The 19,790-nt window shown below is 67.7% G+C and carries 13 protein-coding genes and 2 pseudogenes; 5 read left to right on the forward strand and 10 right to left on the reverse strand.

Going from position 1 to position 19,790, the window contains the following annotated elements:
* Window positions 1-2 precede the first annotated feature (2 nt).
* Window positions 3-1,637, forward strand: a complete 1,635-nt coding sequence (locus GGD88_RS03400) for a hypothetical protein (protein WP_184431732.1) — start codon at window positions 3-5, stop codon at window positions 1,635-1,637.
* Between the two features lie 265 nt (window positions 1,638-1,902).
* Here GGD88_RS03400 and GGD88_RS03405 read toward each other — a convergent pair.
* The 10 genes and pseudogenes from GGD88_RS03405 to GGD88_RS03445 form a co-directional block, all read right to left on the reverse strand.
* A pseudogene (locus GGD88_RS03405) lies at window positions 1,903-2,118 on the reverse strand (transposase); the annotation flags it as partial.
* A 32-nt stretch (window positions 2,119-2,150) separates the two neighbouring features.
* The gene (locus GGD88_RS18460; protein ID WP_221236982.1) at window positions 2,151-2,285 is read right to left on the reverse strand and encodes a transposase; all 135 of its coding nucleotides are present in this window, start codon (window positions 2,283-2,285) and stop codon (window positions 2,151-2,153) included.
* Between the two features lie 95 nt (window positions 2,286-2,380).
* Entirely contained in the window at window positions 2,381-2,863 is a 483-nt protein-coding gene (locus GGD88_RS03410) for an MmcB family DNA repair protein (protein ID WP_343056234.1), read from the reverse strand.
* 100 nt (window positions 2,864-2,963) lie between these two features.
* Window positions 2,964-5,039: pseudogene (gene mdoH, locus GGD88_RS03415) on the reverse strand (glucans biosynthesis glucosyltransferase MdoH); the annotation flags it as partial.
* Between the two features lie 19 nt (window positions 5,040-5,058).
* Window positions 5,059-5,487, reverse strand: coding sequence for a hypothetical protein (locus GGD88_RS03420; RefSeq protein WP_184431736.1), 429 nt, complete (start codon window positions 5,485-5,487; stop codon window positions 5,059-5,061).
* A gap of 73 nt (window positions 5,488-5,560) precedes the next feature.
* Entirely contained in the window at window positions 5,561-7,150 is a 1,590-nt protein-coding gene (locus GGD88_RS03425; RefSeq protein ID WP_184431738.1) for an OpgD/OpgG family glucan biosynthesis protein, read from the reverse strand.
* A 233-nt stretch (window positions 7,151-7,383) separates the two neighbouring features.
* Window positions 7,384-8,499 carry a DUF1835 domain-containing protein gene (locus tag GGD88_RS03430; protein ID WP_184431740.1) on the reverse strand — a complete coding sequence of 372 codons (1,116 nt, stop codon included), beginning with the start codon at window positions 8,497-8,499 and terminating at the stop codon, window positions 7,384-7,386.
* On the reverse strand, window positions 8,496-10,820 hold the full coding sequence (locus GGD88_RS03435; RefSeq protein ID WP_184431742.1) for a DNA translocase FtsK: 2,325 nt from the start codon (window positions 10,818-10,820) through the stop codon (window positions 8,496-8,498). The genes GGD88_RS03430 and GGD88_RS03435 overlap by 4 nt, the downstream gene beginning before the upstream one ends.
* A 375-nt stretch (window positions 10,821-11,195) precedes the next feature.
* Window positions 11,196-11,669: a PAS domain-containing protein gene (locus tag GGD88_RS03440; protein ID WP_184431744.1), complete on the reverse strand. Its 474-nt coding sequence runs from the start codon at window positions 11,667-11,669 to the stop codon at window positions 11,196-11,198.
* A 395-nt stretch (window positions 11,670-12,064) separates the two neighbouring features.
* Complete coding sequence (locus GGD88_RS03445) at window positions 12,065-16,117, reverse strand: chemotaxis protein CheB (protein WP_184431746.1); 4,053 nt, start codon at window positions 16,115-16,117, stop codon at window positions 12,065-12,067.
* A gap of 276 nt (window positions 16,118-16,393) precedes the next feature.
* Here GGD88_RS03445 and GGD88_RS03450 point away from each other — a divergent pair, with 276 nt between their 5' ends.
* From GGD88_RS03450 to GGD88_RS03465, 4 genes are all read left to right on the forward strand, one after another.
* Entirely contained in the window at window positions 16,394-16,981 is a 588-nt protein-coding gene (locus GGD88_RS03450; RefSeq protein WP_184431747.1) for a hypothetical protein, read from the forward strand.
* Between the two features lie 75 nt (window positions 16,982-17,056).
* The gene (locus GGD88_RS18650; RefSeq protein ID WP_184431749.1) at window positions 17,057-18,463 is read left to right on the forward strand and encodes a hypothetical protein; all 1,407 of its coding nucleotides are present in this window, start codon (window positions 17,057-17,059) and stop codon (window positions 18,461-18,463) included.
* Between the two features lie 2 nt (window positions 18,464-18,465).
* Window positions 18,466-19,230: a monofunctional biosynthetic peptidoglycan transglycosylase gene (mtgA, locus tag GGD88_RS18655; RefSeq protein WP_184431750.1), complete on the forward strand. Its 765-nt coding sequence runs from the start codon at window positions 18,466-18,468 to the stop codon at window positions 19,228-19,230.
* A 127-nt stretch (window positions 19,231-19,357) separates the two neighbouring features.
* Window positions 19,358-19,711 carry a carboxymuconolactone decarboxylase family protein gene (locus GGD88_RS03465; RefSeq protein WP_184431753.1) on the forward strand — a complete coding sequence of 118 codons (354 nt, stop codon included), beginning with the start codon at window positions 19,358-19,360 and terminating at the stop codon, window positions 19,709-19,711.
* Window positions 19,712-19,790 lie beyond the last annotated feature (79 nt).

Genomic DNA, 19,790 nt, shown 5'->3' on the forward strand with positions numbered 1-19,790 from the left:
AAATGATGTTTGACTTGGCTGAATCGGAAATCAAAGAAATTGACGATTCGTTGGAGCCAGCGCTTGCGTGGGCAAAAGACAGGCGAGCGCAGACGGAACAACTGGCATTAGATGCGACGCGTTTGCTTTCATGCGTGGAGGACCGTTTTGAGGACTATAAGAGTCAAGGTTTCTTTAAAAGATGCTGGAGCACTTTTAGTGGAAAAAATTCCGCTATAGAGAGAGCCAATCAATCAGATCTTTCGGAGATGCAGAAATATGCGTGGCGCTATCTTGCGCTTTTGCAGGAGCGGGAGCTTCTCGCCGCACAGTCTATGGTTGTTATCAAAAATAATCTATTGGCGTTATCGGTGGGTCAAGAAGATATTCGGAACGAAATAGTACGACTCGCAGATAGAATTTATGACAGGTTTAATAAACTTGAAGACCGCGTTACCAGCCTGGAGGTGGGTCAGAGCATTAATGGTTGGGTCATAACCTTGGATAGGCGCGGTTACGAAAAGCGCTATCCAAGTATACTTCGTCTTTTGAGGATTGTTCATGATTTTTATGCTATGAAGCCAAGTTCTTGGACTGCGCATGATCTTCTTTTGCTTGAAAAGGCTCTAGATATTGTGGGGCTTGATCCTGATTCTCATTTGAGCATTGAGACTTTGGTTGGAAATTTGATTGACGAGCTGGAGCTGAATAGCATTGATATTTTTAATTCTCTGACTTCGCCTCCTGCTAAGGCGCCAATAGAGGGGGTATTTGCTATAGAGCATGTATCTTCTCCTTTGTTTAATTCAATTTTCCAATTGAGGGAAAATTATGGTCCTAGTGGGAAACACATTTCTCGATTGGCTGGGCATCTGAGCTGCACTCACGCGGATGCAATGAAGATTACGATAATTGGCTTCATCGAGGATTCTGGTATAGATAAGGCGACAAATTATAGCTTGCGGGACTTCGCATGTGAGATTTTGTTCTGTTACAGCCTAGTTGAAAGGCTGTACTTGAGTGCCGTTGATGGTACTACGGTGACGCGCGACCAGGGGGGCGAAGGCAAGGATGTTGAAAGCAGGGGCGTTGGGAAGCTTCAGCGTCCTTCTCAAAAAAGAAGAGATAATTTAGACATTAACAAAGTTGCCGAGCATATTCGTTCTGGTCTTCGGTCTTGGAAATATGCGCCAATGATCACCTGTGAAAAACGTTTTATTTTTGGCGATCAGGCCAGCCAAAAGCAGCTTACTAACGCAAAGAACTCGGTTGGGGTGCCGAGTGAGGAGGAAATCGTATTTATTATTGATACGTCACTGTTTGGGAATGCAAAGGAAGGGCTTGTTTGCACTGGGCGCGGACTTTATGTTATTGGGTCTGGTTCTGGATTTAGGATCACTGAAGAAAATGACGTTGTGGATCTCGTGGAAAAATTTGTTGGCTGGGACTTCCTGGGCCAGCTTTTTAAAAATATCGCTTCTAGGCAGTACGCAGTTGGTGATGACGACAGCAAGTGGATTGTTGTCGATTTGAAAAAAGATATTATTATTGGGCAGGCTTCTCTTGTTATGTCAAATATAAATTCCGGCTTGTGCAATATAATAATCGAGCGGGCGTGTGAGCTGTATTATGAATTTGATTCCACAGATTATCCCTGACTGCATGCCTGTCAGGAAGGTTTCGGGACCTGATCAAAGAGTGGGATCAAAAGGTTTGGAAGGCCGCATTTTCCGTGATTGAACGAAACCGCTTCGCGGTAGGGCGCTAACCCGCATTTCTCACCGGACGGTGTCCGCTTGGCGTTTGGGTGGCGGGCTCCTTTCGGGATTGGCTGGGGACGCGCGTCGGTGTCCGGCCGTTTGGGCCCGGCGGTGAGGTCAGGTCTGGTCCTCTGCGGTTGACGATGGGGCGGGGCGGGCCGCGTTACGCCGCGGCGGCGGTCAATCGGGCATGGGCGAGCGCGAACTCATCGGCATACGGACAGGCCGACGCCATGGCGACGCGCACCCGTCGCACGCTTTGTCGGACCTTGGCGCCGATCTTCAGCAGGATCAGGCGCAGGCGACCGCAGGTGGCATTGGCCAGGCGGGTGCGGGCCAGGCCGATGCGGCGCAGCGCACACAGCAGCACGGAGGCCACCCGCTGGCCCACCAGGGTCCGCAGGTCGTGGATCACGCGCTCCGGATCGCGCCCAGCAGCAGCGCGCCGGCATCCGAGGTGAGGACGCGGCCATCAAAATCGGCCACCACCGCGCGGCCGTCGACGCGTGCAAAGGTCATCGCGGTTGAGGTACACTCTGTCGGCATCGGGGACTCCTGTGACATCGGCCTATATGTTTGGTTCCACTTGCATTTTTGCCGATTTCACGCCCCGATGCACCACCCCTCGTGAGAAATGCGGGTTAGACAGGGGGATCGACCAGACGCTGGAGGCGTTCGGCGGCAGCCTGCGCGAACCGCAGCGTCATCGCCCGCCGCCGCGACGGGTGCAACGGCGCCAGAGTCATCAGGCGCACGACCTCCGCCCCCCACGGATCCGCGACCACCAACCCACACTCGGCCGGCAGAACGTCCACGGGAAACGTCTCCGCCACCGCGAACGCGAACACATCGCAATAGGGCAGGTACTCGCGCCACTTGCCGTCGGCGCGGTAGTCGGCCAGAACGCTCTTGACCTCGACGATGACCACGCGCCCGTCGGGGTCGAGCGCCACCACGTCTGCCCGGCGCCGGTTCGGGAGTTTGACCTCCGTCAGCACGGCGTGTCCGGTGTTCGCCAGGTGGCGGCAGACGCCGCGGGTAATGCCGCGGGTCATGGCGGCCGCGTCGCTGTCGACGAGGCCCCGGCGCCCGCTCACGGGCGCCAGCAGGGAGGGCGACGGCACGGCGCTCGTCTCCGATCCGTTTCCTATCTGTTTGCACCCTCGACGCTATCGGACTCGGGACTCGCCGACAAGGTTTCGCGCACCCGGGGCGCCGCGACGGCTACCCGGTTGCAGCCGCCGCCGGGTCGGCAGTGCGGCGGGCCCACAGCGCCGCATGCACGCGCGCCATGCTGTCCGGCGCTTCCAGCAGCGCCCGCCGCTCCTCGGGGCGCAGGAGGGCCGGTGCGAGCTGCATTGCGAGGGCCTCCGCCCGGGCGACGGCGTCCGGGGCGAGGCCGGAGATCCCGCCCGTCTCGCCGACCAGCGCGCAATGGCGGGCGTTCAGGGCCGGGTCCGTCAGCACCGCCGAGAAGCGTTCGACCGCCGGCACCGCGAGGGTATCCGCCAGCACCGCCTCGTGCGCGTCCACCATCCGCACGACGGGCGGCGGCCGCCGCTCCTCGGGGATCGTCAACAGACCCCAGCGTCGCAGGCCGTCATCGCCGCCGTTGTCGAGCATCACGGTCAGCAGCGGAGACCCCACCAGGCCGGCGAGAACCGGCAGCAGCCACCAGCCCAGGGACGGCGCGTGCATCAGCACCGCCACACTGGCGCCAACCCCGATCACCATCACGTCCACGTTCGCACGCAGGGCGTCGCGCAGCGTGACGCGGCCGGCGCGGCGGCGCTGCGCCGTCCAGCCGACCGGGGATCCGGTCAGGATGGCGACCACGAACCGGGTATGGCGGATCATCATCACCGGGGCGATCAGGGCCGACAGCACGGTCTCGACCACCACCCCGGCCACCAGCCGCGCCCGCCCGCCCCGCAGGCGACAGCCGCGGCGATCGGCCAGCGCCAGCCCCAGGCCCCACAGCTTGGGCAGGAACAGCAACCCCATCATGGCCGCCAGCAGAACGGCGGCCTCGTCCTCGCGGGAGATCGGCCAGGTCGGCCACGGTGTCCCGCCCTGGAAATAGACCGGCTCGGCAACCGTCAGCGTCCAGGCCTGCAAGCCCGCCAGCAGCAGGAAGACAAGCCATAGCGGCGAGGTCAGATACCCCATGATGCCGGTCATCAGGTGCAGTCGGCTGACCCAATGCAGCCGTCGCGCGAACAGGATGCGCCCGTGCTGGAGGTTGCCCTGGCACCAGCGGCGGTCGCGGACCATGAAATCGGTGAGCGTCGGGGGCGCTTCCTCGCAGCTGCCCGCCAGATCCCAGGCCATCTCGACGCGCCAGCCGGCGCGGCGCAACAACGCGGCCTCGACGAAGTCATGGCTCAGGATTTCGCCCCCCAGCGGCGCCCGCCCGGGCAGCGTCGGCAGCCCACAGCACCGCGCGAAGGCACCGAGCCGGATGATGGCGTTGTGGCCCCAATAGTTGCCCTCGCCGCCGGCCCAGAAGGCGGTGCCCGCCGCTCCCAGAGGTCCGTAGACGTCGCCGGCGAACTGCAGCAGGCGGGCGAAGGCGGTGCGCCCGCGCACCAGCTTCGGGGGGGCCTGGATGAGGGCAACGCGCGGGTCGGCATCGAGGCGGCGGGTCAGGTGCCAGATCGTGACAGCCTCCAGGATGCTGTCCGCGTCCAGCGTGACCATGGCGCCGTAGCCCCCGCCCCAGCGCTCGACGAACTCGGCGATGTTGCCGGTCTTGCGGCGCGCGTTGTCCAGCCGTCGCCGGTAGTACAACCGCGGCAACCCGGGCGCGCGGCCGCGCTCGCGACTCCAGGCCTCGATCTCCGCCAGCCACAAATCCGGATCCGTGGTATCGGACAGCACGAAGACATCGAAGCGCTCGGACACGCCCAGACGCGCCAGATCGTCCCGCATGGCGGCGACCCCGGCAAACACCCGCGCCGTGTCCTCGTTGTAGACCGGCATGACCAGCGCCACTCGGGGCAACGCCGGGTCCAGCCCGGCGGCGCGCGCCGCCGCGTCCGGCGGGCCGGCCCGACGCCCCCGGACCCGGTGCCAGGCGATCAGGAGCGCGCCCGCTGTCAGGGTACAGAACGACTGGGCCAGCCACGCCGCCAGCGGCACGAAGACCACGATCAGCGCCACATGCAGCGCCGACAGCCCGTTGGCGGCCAGTACCTGGACGAAAGACTGGGTGGTCACGAGCGTGAGGGCGAGCACGCAGGCCAGGAAGCCGCGGCGGCGCGTCACCATGGGACAGCCCCCTCTCCGGCTTGGGTCCGGCTGTCGTCGCGCACCACCGTCACAGCGGCGGGCGCGGCAGCGCCAGCAGGGTGGTCAGCAAGGCGGCGGCGCCCCAGGCCACCGACACACGCCCCGGCAACGCCCGGGCCAGGCGGCGCCCGCCCCGGCGCGACCGAGTGCCCAGTTCGGCCAGCGTGACCGGGTCGAGCGGCTGCACGCGCATGCTCCGCCCGTCCGCGGTCGGCATCAGGGTTCCGTCCACGTCGGGAGCGGTCGCGTCGGCGGCCAGACCGCGGGCGACCTGGATGACGGCGGCTCCGGCGTCGGCACGGTCGCGCGCGGGTCGGGCCACGACAACCGCCCGCGCGGCCTCGGCCGCCATGGCATCGGCCTGGGCCTGCGAGAGGCCGCAGGCGTGGACGAGATAATGCCGGGCCTGGCGTTCAAGCGACGCCTCAATGCCGTCGATCGCTGTGAGAACACGCATGGCTTCGTTTCCCCGTCGATGGGTCAGGTGGTGGACGGGCGGGGCCGACGGCCCGGTCCCGCCCTGCCCCGGGTCATGCATCCGTTGCGGGACGCCATTGCATGGTCCAGGTCTCGGAGGCGGGCGCGCCGTCCCGCCGCAGATGGCATCGCAGGTTGATCGGCGCGTCATCGTCGGCCACGGCATCAAGGACGACCCGGATGCCGTCGGTATGGGGGTTCAGCATGTGCACCGGCGGATCGAGCCGTCCGCCGTCGACAGACGCCACAACCGCGACCTGGGACGGATCGCGCAGGCCCTGGAGCGGACCCCCCTGGAAGTCGATCACCCACTTGCGCCCACGCGCCCGGGTGGCGTCGTCGAGGGCCACGCCGGGCACGCCGTATTGGCCGGCCATGGTCTCGCGGCATGCCGCCAGCGCCATCGGCGGGCCGTCGAGCCCCCAGTCCATGTCGTAGTCCAGGGCCAGCGGCTGGCCCGGCTCGAACGGTCGCGCCGGGTGCCAGAAAGCGACGATGTTGTCATTGGTCTCATCCCGGGTCGGGATCTCCACCAGGAACAGCTCTCCCGCGCCCCAATCGCCGTGCGGTGTCACCCAGACACTGGGGCGACGGTGATACAGGGCTTCAAGATCCTGGTAGGCCTCGAACCGACGCACCCGCTGCAACAGACCAAAGCCACGCGGGTTGCTGTCGCCGAAGATATTCATCTCCAGCTTGCGGGGATTGGACAAGGGCCGCCACAGCCACTCGCCCGCCGCCGTATGCATGCTCAGGCCCTGCGAGTCGTGGACGCGCGGGCGGAAGTCGTCGACGCCGTCCCGGTCCACCGGGCCGAAGGCAAACATGCTGGTCAGCACACCAACGCCAAGCTGGCGCACCGGCCGGCGCGCGAACAGCCGCGCCTGGACGGTGACGCGGGTGGAGTTGCCCGGTGTCACCGTGAAGCGGTAGGCGCCGGCCAGGGAGGGACCATCCAGCAGGCCGTACAAAACCAGGGACTCCGCCGCCGGCTGCGGACGCTCCACGTAAAGACGCCGAAAGGCGGGAAACTCCTCGCCTTCGGAACCCGCCGTGTTCACCGCCACGCCCCGGGCCGACAGGCCGTAGGTGCACCCCGCACCCAGGGCGCGGAAGTAGCTCGCGCCCTGGAACACGATCAACTCGTCCATGATGCCCGGATCGTTCAGCGGGTAGTGCACGCGCAGGCCGGAGAACCCCAACTCCCCGAACCCATCCGCCTCCAGCCCGGTCCGGCCGAAGTCATACAGGTCGGGGCTGTACAGGACCGGCGTCGGACGCCCGCTGTCGACCGTGAACACCCGCACCGGCTGCCGCAGGAAGCCGCCGAGGTGCAGAACCTGGACTTCGAACGGCGCCTGACCACGCCACAGGGCGCGATCCGGCCGGAACCGAATGTCGCGGTAGGCATCGTACGACAAGCCCCGCAGGCTCTCCGGCAGATCCTGGGCGGGCGGCGCGTAGGCGGACTGGGCCAACCGCGCGGCGTCCGCGATGAGGCGGTCGAACAGCGTTCCGCCCTCTTCGGCCCGGACAACCCGCCAGGGCGGCAGACCGGTGAGCGCGACGGCGCCCACGCCGGCAAGACCGGAGAGGACGGAGCGACGGTCGAGTGCGATGGACAGAGGGGGCACGGACGCCATGCAGGCAACACCTCCACGACTGGACAGAGTCAGAGTGACGCCGGAACCTCCGTCAGCCCCCATCCGGCGGTGAAGCGATCGAGTCCCACCCCGTCACCGCGCCCTCTGACACTACTAAGGTGGGGCGACCGGGTTGGTTCCCTCGCGATCAGGCGCAAGAGATAATCAACCGACTATGGCGGAAACGCGGCGGTTCCGTGGTGGCTTCGGCGCGCCGTGCGGTGCGGGCCCGCTCAGGGCGCCGTCGGCATGTCCGGCACCGGCGCCGCAAGGGCCGGATCCCAGCGCCAGACCGGTTGGCCGGAGACCAGCCGCGTCCCGCCCATCCAGCGGTCGAGACCGCCCACGGCACCCCAGTCGACGGTCCCGGCCAGCAGCGCGCGGCCGGTGTCGGTCAGGGTCCAGCCGGCGCGTCGGTCGTCGGCATCCGGGGGCGTCTTCCCGATCGCGGGTGCCGGTCCCTGGGCCAGGCCGCGCAGCACGGCACCGAACATGGCGTCGCCCAGCGTCGGCTGCGGGTCGTGTTCCAGATAGGCGCGAAACAGCGCGCCGGTCCCGGCCGTGCCGCCAGCCGTCTCCAGGGTTTGCAGGAGGTCCCGTTCGGTCAGACCGAGGCCGTCCGTGGTCCAGGGCAGGTCCTGGAGCCAACGCCGCAACGCCGGCGCCATGGTCGCAAGCCCCGGCACGGTCCCGCCCGCCAGCCGCCCCAGGGCGCGCGGATCGGGTTGGCGCAGGGCGTCCCAGACGCGCACACCCTGGGCCGTCAGGGCCGGCGTGACGGCGCGCTGACGCCCCCACAGCCGCCGAAGCTGCGCCGGCGCCAGTTCTCCCAGGCCCCGCACCCGCCCCACGGTGGCACCGTCGCGCGCCGGATCGTACAAAACGAGCGTCACACGCCCGACCAACGCGCGGCGGCCATGCAGGGCCGCGAGCACACGGGCCAGAATGAGTTGGTCGTAGGCATCGTGTTCGAACCAGAGCACAACGCGGTCGTACCGGTCCGCCGCCAGCAGGGCGGCCCACTGCTCCGCCAGCCGGGATCGTGCCTTCGCCTCGGGAACGCCATAGGCCGTGGCGATGAAGGTCGCGCGGGTATCGTGGTAGGCGTCGAGAGACCGCAGCGCCGGAACCGGTCCCTGCACCAGGGGATCCGAGATCTCCAGGTAGTCGCCCTGGAATCCGGCCTGTGCCAGGGCCTCCAGGATGTCCGACCCGCAGCGAACGTGCAGGGTCGGGGCCGTGCCGTCCGGGGCGGCCCGCGCCCGCTGACCCGGCGTCCGCCCGGCGCGCCCGCCCAGCGGCGTGACGGCCGGGTCGGCGCGGACGGCGCGGGCGCCGGTCCCCGTCACCGGGCGTCGTCCCCGAAGCCGTCGGCCCGGCCGCGGGCGAGGATCTCGCGCTTGCCGACGTGGTTTGCGGCGCTGACCAGCCCTTCGGTCTCCATGCGTTCGACGATGCGGGCGGACCGGTTGTAGCCAATCTGCAGGTGGCGCTGGATGAAGCTGACCGAGACCTTGTTCTCGCGCAGGACCAGGGCCACGGCCTGGTCGTACAGATCGTCCCCCGAGCCCTCGCCGAATCCGCCCTCCAGGATCACCGGCGATGCGCCCCCGCCGCCGGCTGGCTCTTCCGCCAGGGGCGCGCCGTCCGCGTCCTCCTCGATGATCGAATGGACGTAGTCCGGCTCGCCCTGGGTCTTGAGCTGGGCCACCAGGGCCTCGACCTCGCGGTCGGAGACGAAAGCGCCGTGCACGCGCGTGATGCGCCCGCCCGCCGCCATGTGCAGCATGTCCCCCTGCCCGACGAGCTGTTCGGCGCCGGCCTCGCCCAGGATGGTGCGGCTGTCGATCTTGCTGGTGACCTGGAAGCTGATGCGGGTGGGGAAGTTGGCCTTGATGGTGCCGGTGATGACGTCCACGGACGGCCGCTGCGTCGCCATGATGAGGTGGATTCCGGCGGCGCGGGCCATCTGGGCCAGGCGCTGAATGACGGCCTCGATCTCCTTGCCGGCCACCAGCATCAGGTCGGCCATCTCGTCCACGACGACGACGATGTAAGGCAGCGTGCGCAACTCCATCGGCCGTTCCTCGTAGACCGGCTCCTTGGCCTGGCGGTCATAGCCCACCTGGACGTGGCGCGTGATGACCTCGCCGTTGGCCTGGGCCTCGCGCATGCGCTGGTTAAAGCCCTCGATGTTGCGCACGCCCACTGCCGACATGGCGCGATAGCGGCTTTCCATCTCGCGCACCGCCCACTTGAGCGCCATGACCGCCTTGTTGGGATCGGTGACCACCGGCGTCAGCAGGTGCGGGATGCCATCGTACACCGATAGCTCCAGCATCTTGGGGTCCACCATGATGAGGCGGCAGCGATCGGGGGCCATGCGGGTCAGCAGCGACAGGATCATGGCGTTGATCCCGACCGACTTCCCGGACCCGGTGGTGCCGGCGATCAGCAGGTGCGGCATGCGCGACAGGTCGACCACACAGGGGTTGCCGTCGATGCCCTTGCCCAGCGCCAACGGCAGCTTGGCGCCGGTGTCGGTGAACGCCCCGGACTCCAGGATCTCCTTGAGGTAGACGGTCTCGCGGCTGTCGTTGGGCAACTCGATGCCGATCACGCTGCGCCCCGGCACCACGGCGATTCGGGCCGTCACCGCACTCATGGAGCGGGCGATGTCGTCGGCCAGGTTGATGACGGTGGACGACTTGGTGCCGGGGATCGGCTCCAGTTCGTACAGCGTGATGACCGGACCCTGATGGACCTGCATGATCTCGCCCCGCACCTTGAAGTTGCGGAGTACCGTCTCCAGGGCGCGGGCTTTCTCGGCCAGGGCGTGCTCGTCCAGCACGCGCTCGGGGTCATGGTACGGATCCTGCAACACGTCCAGAGCGGGCGGGCTGTACAGCGCCGCCTCCGCCTCGGCGCGACGCGGCACCGGCGCGGCGGCCGCCGTGCGGTCGTCGTCCGCCGGCTCCGCAGCGAGCGCGCCAGCGGTCTCCTCGTCCGGTTCCGCCACCATCTCGTCGGTCATCGAGGCCACGGCGTCGGCATCGAGACCGTCGGCGATGTCAAAATCCTCCGCGACCCAGGCGTCGTCCTGCCATGCGGTTTCGGGATCGGGTTCGCTGTCAGGCACACCGCCGGCGCCGTCCGCGGCCGCGTCGGTCGGCGCGGTCGCCAGCGTGCCCTCGGCCTGGCGACGGTCATCGGCCTCCGGTCCGGCATCGTCGGTGCCTGACGCCGACCCGCGCCCGGCGCTCGGTGCCGCAGCCTCATCGAGGCCTCCGGCCAGCGCCGCCACCGGGGCCGTGAACACGGCGCCGACCTGGCGCGGGGGCATCGGCCGGTCGTCCGTCTCCTCATCCAGTGCCGCCTCGGCCTCGCTGGCCGCCCGGTGCGCGTTGTCGGCCCATTCGACGCCAGCCACGAAGGCGAAGGCCATCGCCGCCGCCACCCCCTCATCACTCTGGCCGGTGCCGTAGGCGACCGTCTCACTGACCTGGCCCGGGTGCACCTCGACGTCCCATTCCGTCGCCCCGTCCGGCCAGACATGCTCGGTCATCCGGAACGGCATGTTGTTCAGGGCACACCAGAGGTTGAAATCGTCTGCTGTCAGGACCTCTGACTCGGCGGTCTCGTAGGAGGGCGAAGGCGGTGTCGGATTCATGAATGGTTCCCTGTCCAGGGCTCTACAGCCGATTGCGACAAACCGGAATCGCGGCACGATTTCGGTTTGTAGCGATAATCGGCTGTAAAATCAATAATGTAGAGCCGATTGCTCGAAATCGGACCGCATCTGCGGTTCCGATTTCGAACAATCGGCTCCAGGACCGGCCGACGCGCCCCCACTGTGCGGCGCCCGCGCCGCAGAGCGCGCGCTCGGCGCGTCCCCGGTGACCGTCTCCGGTCACCGAAGTGCCAAATGCTGTATGAATCGCCTCGGATTGTCCACGACCCTTTGGGACGCGACCGGATATCGACGGCAGGGCGGCGACGCAAGGGGGGAGCCGCACGCCACGATGCGGCCGCAGGCGCGGTGCGCTCAGCGCGGCAACTCGTAGGCCGCGACCAGGAGCTTGTCGACCCCGCCATCGAGGTTGAACAGCGGCAGGACCAGGCGCTCCCAGGTCTGTGTGAGCCCGTCGAAGTCCGCCGTGTACACGCGCGACGCCGGGATGTGCTCGCGCACCACGCGGTCGTATTCGGCGCGAATGATGTCGCGCGGCCCGTCGGGCAGCATGTCAAGGGACTGCCCCGCCTTGTCGTCCCCGAACTTGCCGGCGAAGAACTGACTGTAGAATGAATAGGTGTACGACGTTGCCGGACCCGCCGTGCCGACGGTCTCGCCGTCCCCGGGATCGACCTTGATAACGACCAGATTGCCCATCCACGGCCGCAGGTCCGCCGGATCGACGTCGTCGGCCATCGGGGGCGTTTCGTCGACGCACAAGCCGAGCCAGTAGTCGTACAGGCTCTTCAGCTTCGGATGGCGGAGAACGAGAACGAGGCGGCTCATCGCAGGCGACCGTGATCCTGGGTCCAAGACGGGCACGGACCAACGCCAGCACGGCCCTGCGCCGTCATCGCGGACAGGGCTGGCACGGTGTGGCCCGAGGGGTGGTGTTATCAGTCGGTGGTCCGGCCTGACAAGGGCTTTCCCCATGGGCATCCCCCATGGGCATCAGGGCAATCGGGTGAACGGGGTCTTGGGCCGTGTCCCGGATATGCCGGCCCGATGTTGCGACCTGTGATGCGTTTTCGACAGGCCGCGATGCCACGTCAGCAGTCAAGGCGCTCCCAGGAGCCTTCACCCGATCGCCCGGCCCCCGATCGCCCGGCCCCCGATCGCCCGGCCGTGGGCAGCCCGCGCGGTGGCGCCCTCGACCGGGGCGGTGGCAGGCAGGCGTGGTTTCAGGGAGAGGTCTTGCCCACGCCGCCTTCGGCCCCGGACTGCACGCCCGCCGGCTCGGCCACCCGGCCCTCCGCGTCTGCGGTGACGCCGCCCTGATCGTTCCGGGCAAGCCCCCCACCGTCGCTGTCGCGACCACCGCCCGTTCCGTCGCCGCCCCGTCCCTCGACCGGGGATCCCTCCTGGGACATCACCCGTTCGCGCGGGAACCGAACCGTCACGGTCGTCCCCTCGCCTTCCTTGCTGGACAGGCTGATATCGCCGCCGTGCAACCGCATCAGGGACCGCGTGATGGGTAGGCCGAGCCCGACGCCGTCGGAGCGCCGGGCCAGAGACCCGTGAACCTGCTCGAACGGTGCGAAGACCCGCTGGATATCGGCCTGGGAGATGCCAACGCCGGTGTCGACCACGCCCAGGGTTAGCCACCGCTTGGTCAGGGCCCCGGTGACCGTGACGGACCCGCCCGGTTCGGTGAACTTGATCGCGTTGTTCATCAGGTTGAGGAGCACCCGCTTGAGACCGGTCGCGTCTGCCATCAGGCGCGGCAGATCCGGCGGCAGGTCGAGCACCAGGTCCACGGAGGCATTGCGGGCGCGCTCGCCGATCAACCGGACGACCGTGTCCACCGTCTGGTACAGATCGACCGGTTCTTCCTGCAGCTCGATGCGGCCGGACTCGATCTTGGAGAGGTCGAGAATGTCGTTGATGAGACTGAGCAGGTGCTGGCCGCTGTCGTGGATGATGCGGCTGTATTCCTTGTAGTCTTTGTTCAGGATCTCGCCGAACAGCTCGTGCGACAGGATCTCCGAGAAGCCAAGGATCGCGTTCAACGGCGTGCGCAACTCATGGCTCATGTTGGCCAGGAAGTCGGACTTGGCGCGGTTCGCTTCTTCCGCCATTTCCTTGGCGTTGCGCAACGAGGTCTCGGCCCGCTTGATCTCGTCGATATCGCTCAGCAGCATGAAGACACCGAGCACGCGCCCGACCTCGTCACAGTGCGGCACCATGTGGTACGACATGAAGCGATGCTCGCCGCGGGCGATCTGAAGCTGGGCCTCGCCGGACTGGATCCGGTTTTCCAGCGCCGACCGCAGGGCGTCGCGCAGGCGCCGATGGTTGGCGCGCCCCAGCAGGGTTTCGACCTGGGACCCGACCGCGCCATCCCTGTTGAGGGCGAACGTATCGGCGAAGCACCGGTTGCAGAAGGTGACCTTCTGGTCCTCGTTCACATAGGTGATCGAGACCGGCACCGAGTCCGTGATTAGCCGCAGCCACTGCTCGCTTTGATAGATCTTGTGCTGCTGCTCGCGACTCTCCGTCTCGTCGATGAAGGCCAGGATGGCGCCATCGGTCTCCGACTGGCTGTTGTGATGCGGCATGATCCGCATCCGGTAGACGCGATCCTCGGTCTCAAGGATCTCCTCGACGCCCTCGTCCGTACTGACGACCTTGGCGAGTTGCTCGCGCAGGTTCTTCAGGCCCAGGTGCGTGGGAATGGTGGTGATGACCTGGCCCACGTCGGACGGCAGCAGACCGAACAGCCGCACCGCCGGTGGCGTGAAGCGGGTGATGCGGAAGTAGCTGTCCACCACGACCATGGCAAACCCGATGTTGTCCTGAATGTTGATCAGGTCGGAGTTGGCATCGGCCAGCTCGGTGGTCCGGATCTGCAACTCTTCATTGACAGTGGTCAATTCCTCGTTGGTCGACTGCAGTTCCTCGTTCGAGGTCTCCAGTTCCTCGTTCGACGACTGTAGCTCCTCGTTCGCCGCCTGCAACTCTTCGTTCAGCGCCTGCAGTTCTTCGTTCGAGGTTTCCAGCTCCTCGACCACGGTTTGCAGGTGCTCGCGGGTGGCGATCAGTTCCTGCTCCAGTTCGACGGCGCGCAGGTCGGCCTCGCGGCCGGCGGCGGCCCCGGCCTCACCGCCGTCCTCTCCCATGGCCAGCAGTTCGGTCGACGGCTCCACGGTCTCGAACGACACCAGGAACAGCGCATCGTGATCCACCGACGCGCCCATCGGACGCACCACCACCCGCACCATGACCTGCGGCCGGCCCTCGACCCGCAGGGTGCGCCGCATGCCCTGCACCACGCCGCCCTCGTTGCGGCACTTGTGCACCAGGGCGCGGGTCTCGGTGCGCAACTCATTGACCACCATGCGGGCGAGGTTCATGTCCGGCTTGCCCTGCGGCATGCGGACGAACGGCGACAGGTCGCCGTGCAGGAACAGGATGTCCAGATTCTCGTCCACCACCACGCTGGGCGGCATGGCGCTGTTCACGAAGGTGCGGACGGCCAGGGATTCCACCGTGTCCTGGCTGCGCTGCGGCACCTGGCGGCTGCTGCCCTCGGGCATGCGCGCCCGAAGCGAGCCGAACGGCGGCAACGCGTGCGAGAGCCCCTGGGCGGCGCGCTTCTTGAAGATCTTCGACGACGGCGACTTTACCGGGCGGAACAGTTCGGTGTTCTGGCCCAGGGATTCCGACTTGCCGAGAAACAGATAGGCGCCCGGGTTGAGAGCGTAGTGGAACGTGCGCAGGACCTGATCCTGCAAGGCCGCGTCGAAGTAAATCAGCAGGTTGCGGCAACTGACGAGATCGACGCGCACGAACGGCGGGTCTTTGGCCAGATCCTGGCGCGCGAACACCACCATGTCCCGGATTTCCTTGCGGACCTGGAACGCCTGACCGATGGGCTCGAAGTGCCGCTTGACGAAGCGCCGATCCAGGTTCTCGACCGTGGTTTCGGAGTAGATGCCCCGTCGGGCATGCGCCATCGCGTCCAGATCCACGTCTGTGGCGAAGATCTGCACCTTCAAGCCGCGCGGATTGCCGGCCAGGCGGTCGGCCAGCAGCATGGCGAAGGAATACGCTTCCTCACCGGTCGCGCACCCCGGGATCCACAGTCTCAGGCTGTCACCGGTCTGCTTGGCCGTGATGATCTCGCCCAGAATGTCGTCAACCTCCCCGAACGCCCTCTCGTCGCGGAAGAAGGACGTCACCGAGATGAGGATGTCCTTGGTCAGCAGGTTGAGTTCGTCGCGGTTGCGCTTCACGAACTCCAGATAGGCGTCGAGGCTCTCGATGCGGTTGGCGGCGAGCCGGCGCTCCAGGCGGCGGCGGATGGTGCTCGGCTTGTACTTCGAGAAGTCGATGTCGGTGCGCTCGCGCACCAGATGGAAGATGCTCCCCATCGTGTCGTCGGTATGGTCGCCTTCGCCCTCGGCCAGCATCATCGCCCGGGGGAACCGGACGATCGAGGCCAGCTCGGGGCCGATCTCGTGCGGGGCCAGGCGCAGGTCGATGCACCCGGTCTCGATGGCCGCCGTCGGCATGCCGTCGTACTTGGCGGTGGACGGCAGTTGCGCCACGGTCAGCCCGCCGTGGGCCTTGATCGCCCGCACCCCCTGGGACCCGTCGCTGCCGGTGCCGGACAGGATCACGCCGATGGCGTTCGGACCCTTGCCGTCCGCCAGGGTGGAGAAGAACACGTCGACCGACGGCTTGGGCCCGTGCGGCGCCGACGGTTCCTTGAGCATCAGGCGCCCGCCGGCCAAGCGCACATCCTTGTTGGGCGGGCAAATGTGAACGGTGTTGGTCTCCAGCGGCGAGCCGTGCTCGATCTCCTTGATCGGCAGACTGGTCTCGCGGCTGAGGAGCTGTACCAGCATGGAGCGATACTGCGGCGCCATGTGCTGGACAATGACGTAGGCCATGTTCGACTGCGCCGGCAGATTGGCGACGAACGGCCGCAGCGCCTCCAGCCCCCCAGCGGACGCGCCCACGCCGACGACGGTCAGGCCGCCTTCTTCCGGACTCGTGTGGTCCGGCTCCGCATCGGTATCCTCAACACCGCCGTCGGGCTCACCCGCGTTGCCGTCGGCCGACGGCACCTCGGCCGGCGCGCGCTCGCCGCGTTTACCACGCTCGGGGGCCACCGGCGGATCAACCGCTTGAGAGTCGTCGGGCGGGCTCGCCGCCGTCGCCCCCGCGCCCGCCGGATCGTCCCCCCGGTCGGCCGGCATCGTGGCGCCGCCTGCCTCGGGCGACTCCATGGGTGACGGTCCGCCTCCGGGGGGCGATGATGTCGTCATCGATGAAGCCCCTGCTGTTCTGTGGCCAGACATACGCGTTTCATCGCTGCGGTGGAATGCTGTTCGAGGCGGTGTCCCCGGTTGTCCCGACACGGATCCCGGCGTACCGGCGCGGCGCACCGGCGCACGGCAACCAGCCCCCTTGTGGACCGCCCTTGGCCCGCCACTTTCGCATGCGAGCCGCAGCAGGTACAGTCCTGCGGAAGATATGGTGACGACTTCGATCGGATTGACCGGATGGACGTGTTGGACGAGGAAGACCGCATCCGCGACAGTCGGCGCGCCCGCCACGCCGAAGCCCGCCGCGAGCGTCGCCTGGCGGCCGCCGCGCGTCAGGCCGAGGAACTGGAGCGATTCCTGGACTCCCTGGGGCGACGCATCGACACGCTGGCCGAGTCCGGTCACGTCCTGGAAGGCGACGCGGAGCACCCGCCGCGCTTCATCGACTACGCCCGCACCCGCCGTCTGACGTCCGAGTGCATGGCGTTCATGATTGTCATCGAGCGCCGCATTGAGGCCCTGCCCGAGGACATGCAACCCGCCCCCCGCGACGCCTTCGAGACCCACACGATCACCCTGTGGGGCACCCTGCTCGAATGCTCGCTGGCGTTCCTGCGCGCCATTTCGGAGGAGGAGCATCTGCCGCTCGGCTCCCGCGAGGTTTTTCTGCACGAAATCAAGACACTACATGACGCTCATGGGACCCTCTCGCAGGAGCGCTTCGCCGAGCGCCTGCCGCCACCCTTGCTCGGCAAGCATCGCCAGGCCGAGAAGATCCTGAACGAGATCATTGACCGTGCCCCGCGCCTGCTCGATCTCGGCTAGCCGCGTCCGGTCCCGGTCGCTGGCCACCGGCCGCGGCTACAGCGCCGCCCGGACGGCACACGGAGCGACGCCCCCATGAGACGGGACGCGACCCCGCGGCTGCCCGCGTCGCCCCCGTGGAGCCGGGCCCCTGCAAGCGACCCGAGCGGCGGTGGGGAGCGCCGCTCCAACCCCGACGTCCGCGCCGCGTTGCAGGCGGTCTACGAGCGCCTGCTCCGGAGTCTGCGCAAGGCCGGCCGCGACGACGTTCTGGCCCCGCTCTCCGGCCTGGAGCGCGTCGACGATGTCCTGCGCGCCTGCCCGGAACAGGTCCCCACGCTCCTGGATCTGGCGTGGCAACTGCGCGACACCCCCGACTTCCGGCCCTTCTTTCTGGACCGCGCCGGGGACGCGCCCGTCGCCCATCGCGGCCAGCCGATCGCGCCGTGCGATCTGACCTTCGATCAGGTCGCGCGGGCGCTGCTGTGGGGCGCCGCGCGGCTGGCGTTCGACCGCCTCGAACGCCAATGGACCGACCGGCGCCTGCATCAGGAGCGGGCACGGCGCCAGAGACGGCGCCAGGAGGAAACCCGCGGCGCCCTGCATGCACGCCTGATGGCCCCGCTGAAGACCATGCTGGACGGCGGCGAGGCGGATCCGGACCCGGAAGCGATCCGCGCCCGCTACCCCGGGCGCGACCTGTATCCCGTGCTGAAGCCGCACCTCCAGGAAAGCTGGCAGTTCGCCCACCTCGACCTGTACGCCCGGATCGGGACCCCCCAGGCGCGGGCCCTGGGCCACCTGCTCGGCCGGTTCAGGAGCCGCCCCGCGCTCGAGCGCGTGGTTGCCCTCTCGGTCGACGACATCGGTCTGATGCGCACCGTCTGCCGTGGTTTCGCCGAAGTTTGGCTGAACCTCAAGCTGGAGCCCGGACCGCGCTGGCAGTTCTCGGCCAAGGACCTGGACGCGCGCACCGAGGCCGAGGAGCGCATCGCCATGGTCGAGAGCATGACGTTCGATACGCTCATGGTCGAGCATCCCCGCGCCGTGGCGATGATCCGGGCGCTCGGCCTGGACGCCCGCGGCGTGGTCCGCCAGCTGACCCCCATCTTCGGCGACGAGATCTGGGACCTGATGGCGCAGCCGGAGGCGTTGGAGAACGCCCGCCGGATGCCGGACCACCTGCTCCCGGTCCTCGGTCGGATCAGCCGCCGGGTGCCGCCGGACATCTCCGCCATTCTGGGGCATATCCGGGACCGCGCCCTGGCCCAGGACCTGCTGACGTTCGCCCGCCAGTCCTTCTCCGACGAGGAACTCGCGTTTCACCTCAGCGATCCGGCGCGCAAACCGATCTGGAACGCCCTGCCGGCCAAGTTCAACAATGCCTACACCTACCAGCGCGACGCGTTGGCCGGGCATGGCCCGCGCAACAGCGAGGACCTGCGCATGGTCTGCGCCGCCATCTTCCAGTCGCTGCGGCTCGGTCACCCGGAGACGTTCTGACGGTGGCCGACCCGACCGCGCCGGGGAGACGCAGGGGCGGATCGCGGCGCCGTTCGCGGCCGGCGTCTCCGACGCGGCCACGCCGGCGCGTCTGGCGCCGCCTGCTCGCGGTCGTTGCGCTGGTAAGTCTCGGTCTGCCCGCGCTGGGACTGATGGCGTTCCGATGGCTGCCGGTGCCGGTCACGCCGCTCATGCTGGTCCGCGTGGCCCAGGGCGAGGGCCTGCGCCACGACTGGACCGCCCTGGAAAGCATCGCGCCGGCCCTGGTGCGCGCGGTCATCGCCAGCGAGGATGCCCGCTTCTGCACCCACACCGGGTTCGATTGGCGCGAGATCCGCACCGCCTGGGAGGACTGGCAGGACGGCGGTCGGCTGCGCGGGGCCAGCACCATCAGCATGCAGACCGCGCGCTCCGTGTTCCTGTGGCCGAACCGCGATGCGGTGCGCAAGGCCGCCGAGGTCGCGCTCACCGTGCCGCTGGAATGGGGCTGGTCCAAGCGCCGCATCGTCGAGGTGTATCTGAATGTGGCGGAATGGGGCCCCGGCGTGTACGGCGCCGAGGCCGCGGCCCGGCATCACTTCGGCGTGCCGGCCACCGCGCTGACCCCGACCCAGGCCGCGCGCCTCGCCGCCATCCTGCCGGCGCCACGGACCTGGTCGGCGGCGGCCCCAGGCGAGCACGTGCGGCGCCGCGCCGCCACCATCCAGGCCCGCGCCCGCCACGTGCGGTTGGGCGATCGCAATGCCCCGTGCCCGGATCCATCGTAACGCCCCCGGGCACCGGCCGGGGGGTAGACCGGCCGGCCCCCGGCTTGTATATAAGCGGCCACGAATATACGGGGCGCCGTCGCAGCGTCCGCCCCGCCCCTCCCTCGATCTCACAGGAGACTGCGCGATGTACAAGGACTGGCCCCAATACGCCAAGGACCTGTCGGGTGCCATGCATGGCTGCCGCGACGGCATCCCCGAGACCTGGGGGGCCTTCTCCAAGCTGGCCAGCGCCGCCACCAAGGACGGGGCCATCGACCCCAAGACCAAGGAGCTGATCGCCATCGGCATCGCCATCGCCATGCGCTGCGACGGCTGCATCGCCTTCCACGTGCGCACCGCCGTGCGTCACGGCGCCACCCGGGACGAGATCCTGGAGACCATCGGCATGGCGGTCTACATGGGCGGGGGGCCGTCCTCGGTCTATGGCGCCATGACGCTGGAGGCCTACGACCAGTTCGCCGCCCAGAAGAAGGGGTGAACCGGGGCCGAACCATGCGGTCCCACGCGGGAGCGTGGGACCGAGACCGGTTTCCTCTCTTGCGCCCACGCTCCCGCGT

The sequence above is a fragment of the Roseospira goensis genome, assembly GCF_014197795.1.
GTDB lineage: Bacteria > Pseudomonadota > Alphaproteobacteria > Rhodospirillales > Rhodospirillaceae > Rhodospira > Rhodospira goensis.

Bases quoted from the DNA above. Each gene is read 5' to 3' on its own strand.
- GGD88_RS18650 (WP_184431749.1), top strand. From the start codon at position 17,057: ATGAGACGGGACGCGACCCCGCGGCTGCCCGCGTCGCCCCCGTGGAGC.
- GGD88_RS03400 (WP_184431732.1), top strand. From the start codon at position 3: ATGATGTTTGACTTGGCTGAATCGGAAATCAAAGAAATTGACGATTCG.
- GGD88_RS03435 (WP_184431742.1), bottom strand. From the start codon at position 10,820: ATGAATCCGACACCGCCTTCGCCCTCCTACGAGACCGCCGAGTCAGAG.
- GGD88_RS03420 (WP_184431736.1), bottom strand. From the start codon at position 5,487: ATGCGTGTTCTCACAGCGATCGACGGCATTGAGGCGTCGCTTGAACGC.
- GGD88_RS18460 (WP_221236982.1), bottom strand. From the start codon at position 2,285: ATGCCGACAGAGTGTACCTCAACCGCGATGACCTTTGCACGCGTCGAC.
- GGD88_RS03445 (WP_184431746.1), bottom strand. From the start codon at position 16,117: ATGGAGTCGCCCGAGGCAGGCGGCGCCACGATGCCGGCCGACCGGGGG.
- GGD88_RS03450 (WP_184431747.1), top strand. From the start codon at position 16,394: ATGGACGTGTTGGACGAGGAAGACCGCATCCGCGACAGTCGGCGCGCC.
- GGD88_RS03425 (WP_184431738.1), bottom strand. From the start codon at position 7,150: ATGGCGTCCGTGCCCCCTCTGTCCATCGCACTCGACCGTCGCTCCGTC.
- GGD88_RS03440 (WP_184431744.1), bottom strand. From the start codon at position 11,669: ATGAGCCGCCTCGTTCTCGTTCTCCGCCATCCGAAGCTGAAGAGCCTG.
- GGD88_RS03465 (WP_184431753.1), top strand. From the start codon at position 19,358: ATGTACAAGGACTGGCCCCAATACGCCAAGGACCTGTCGGGTGCCATG.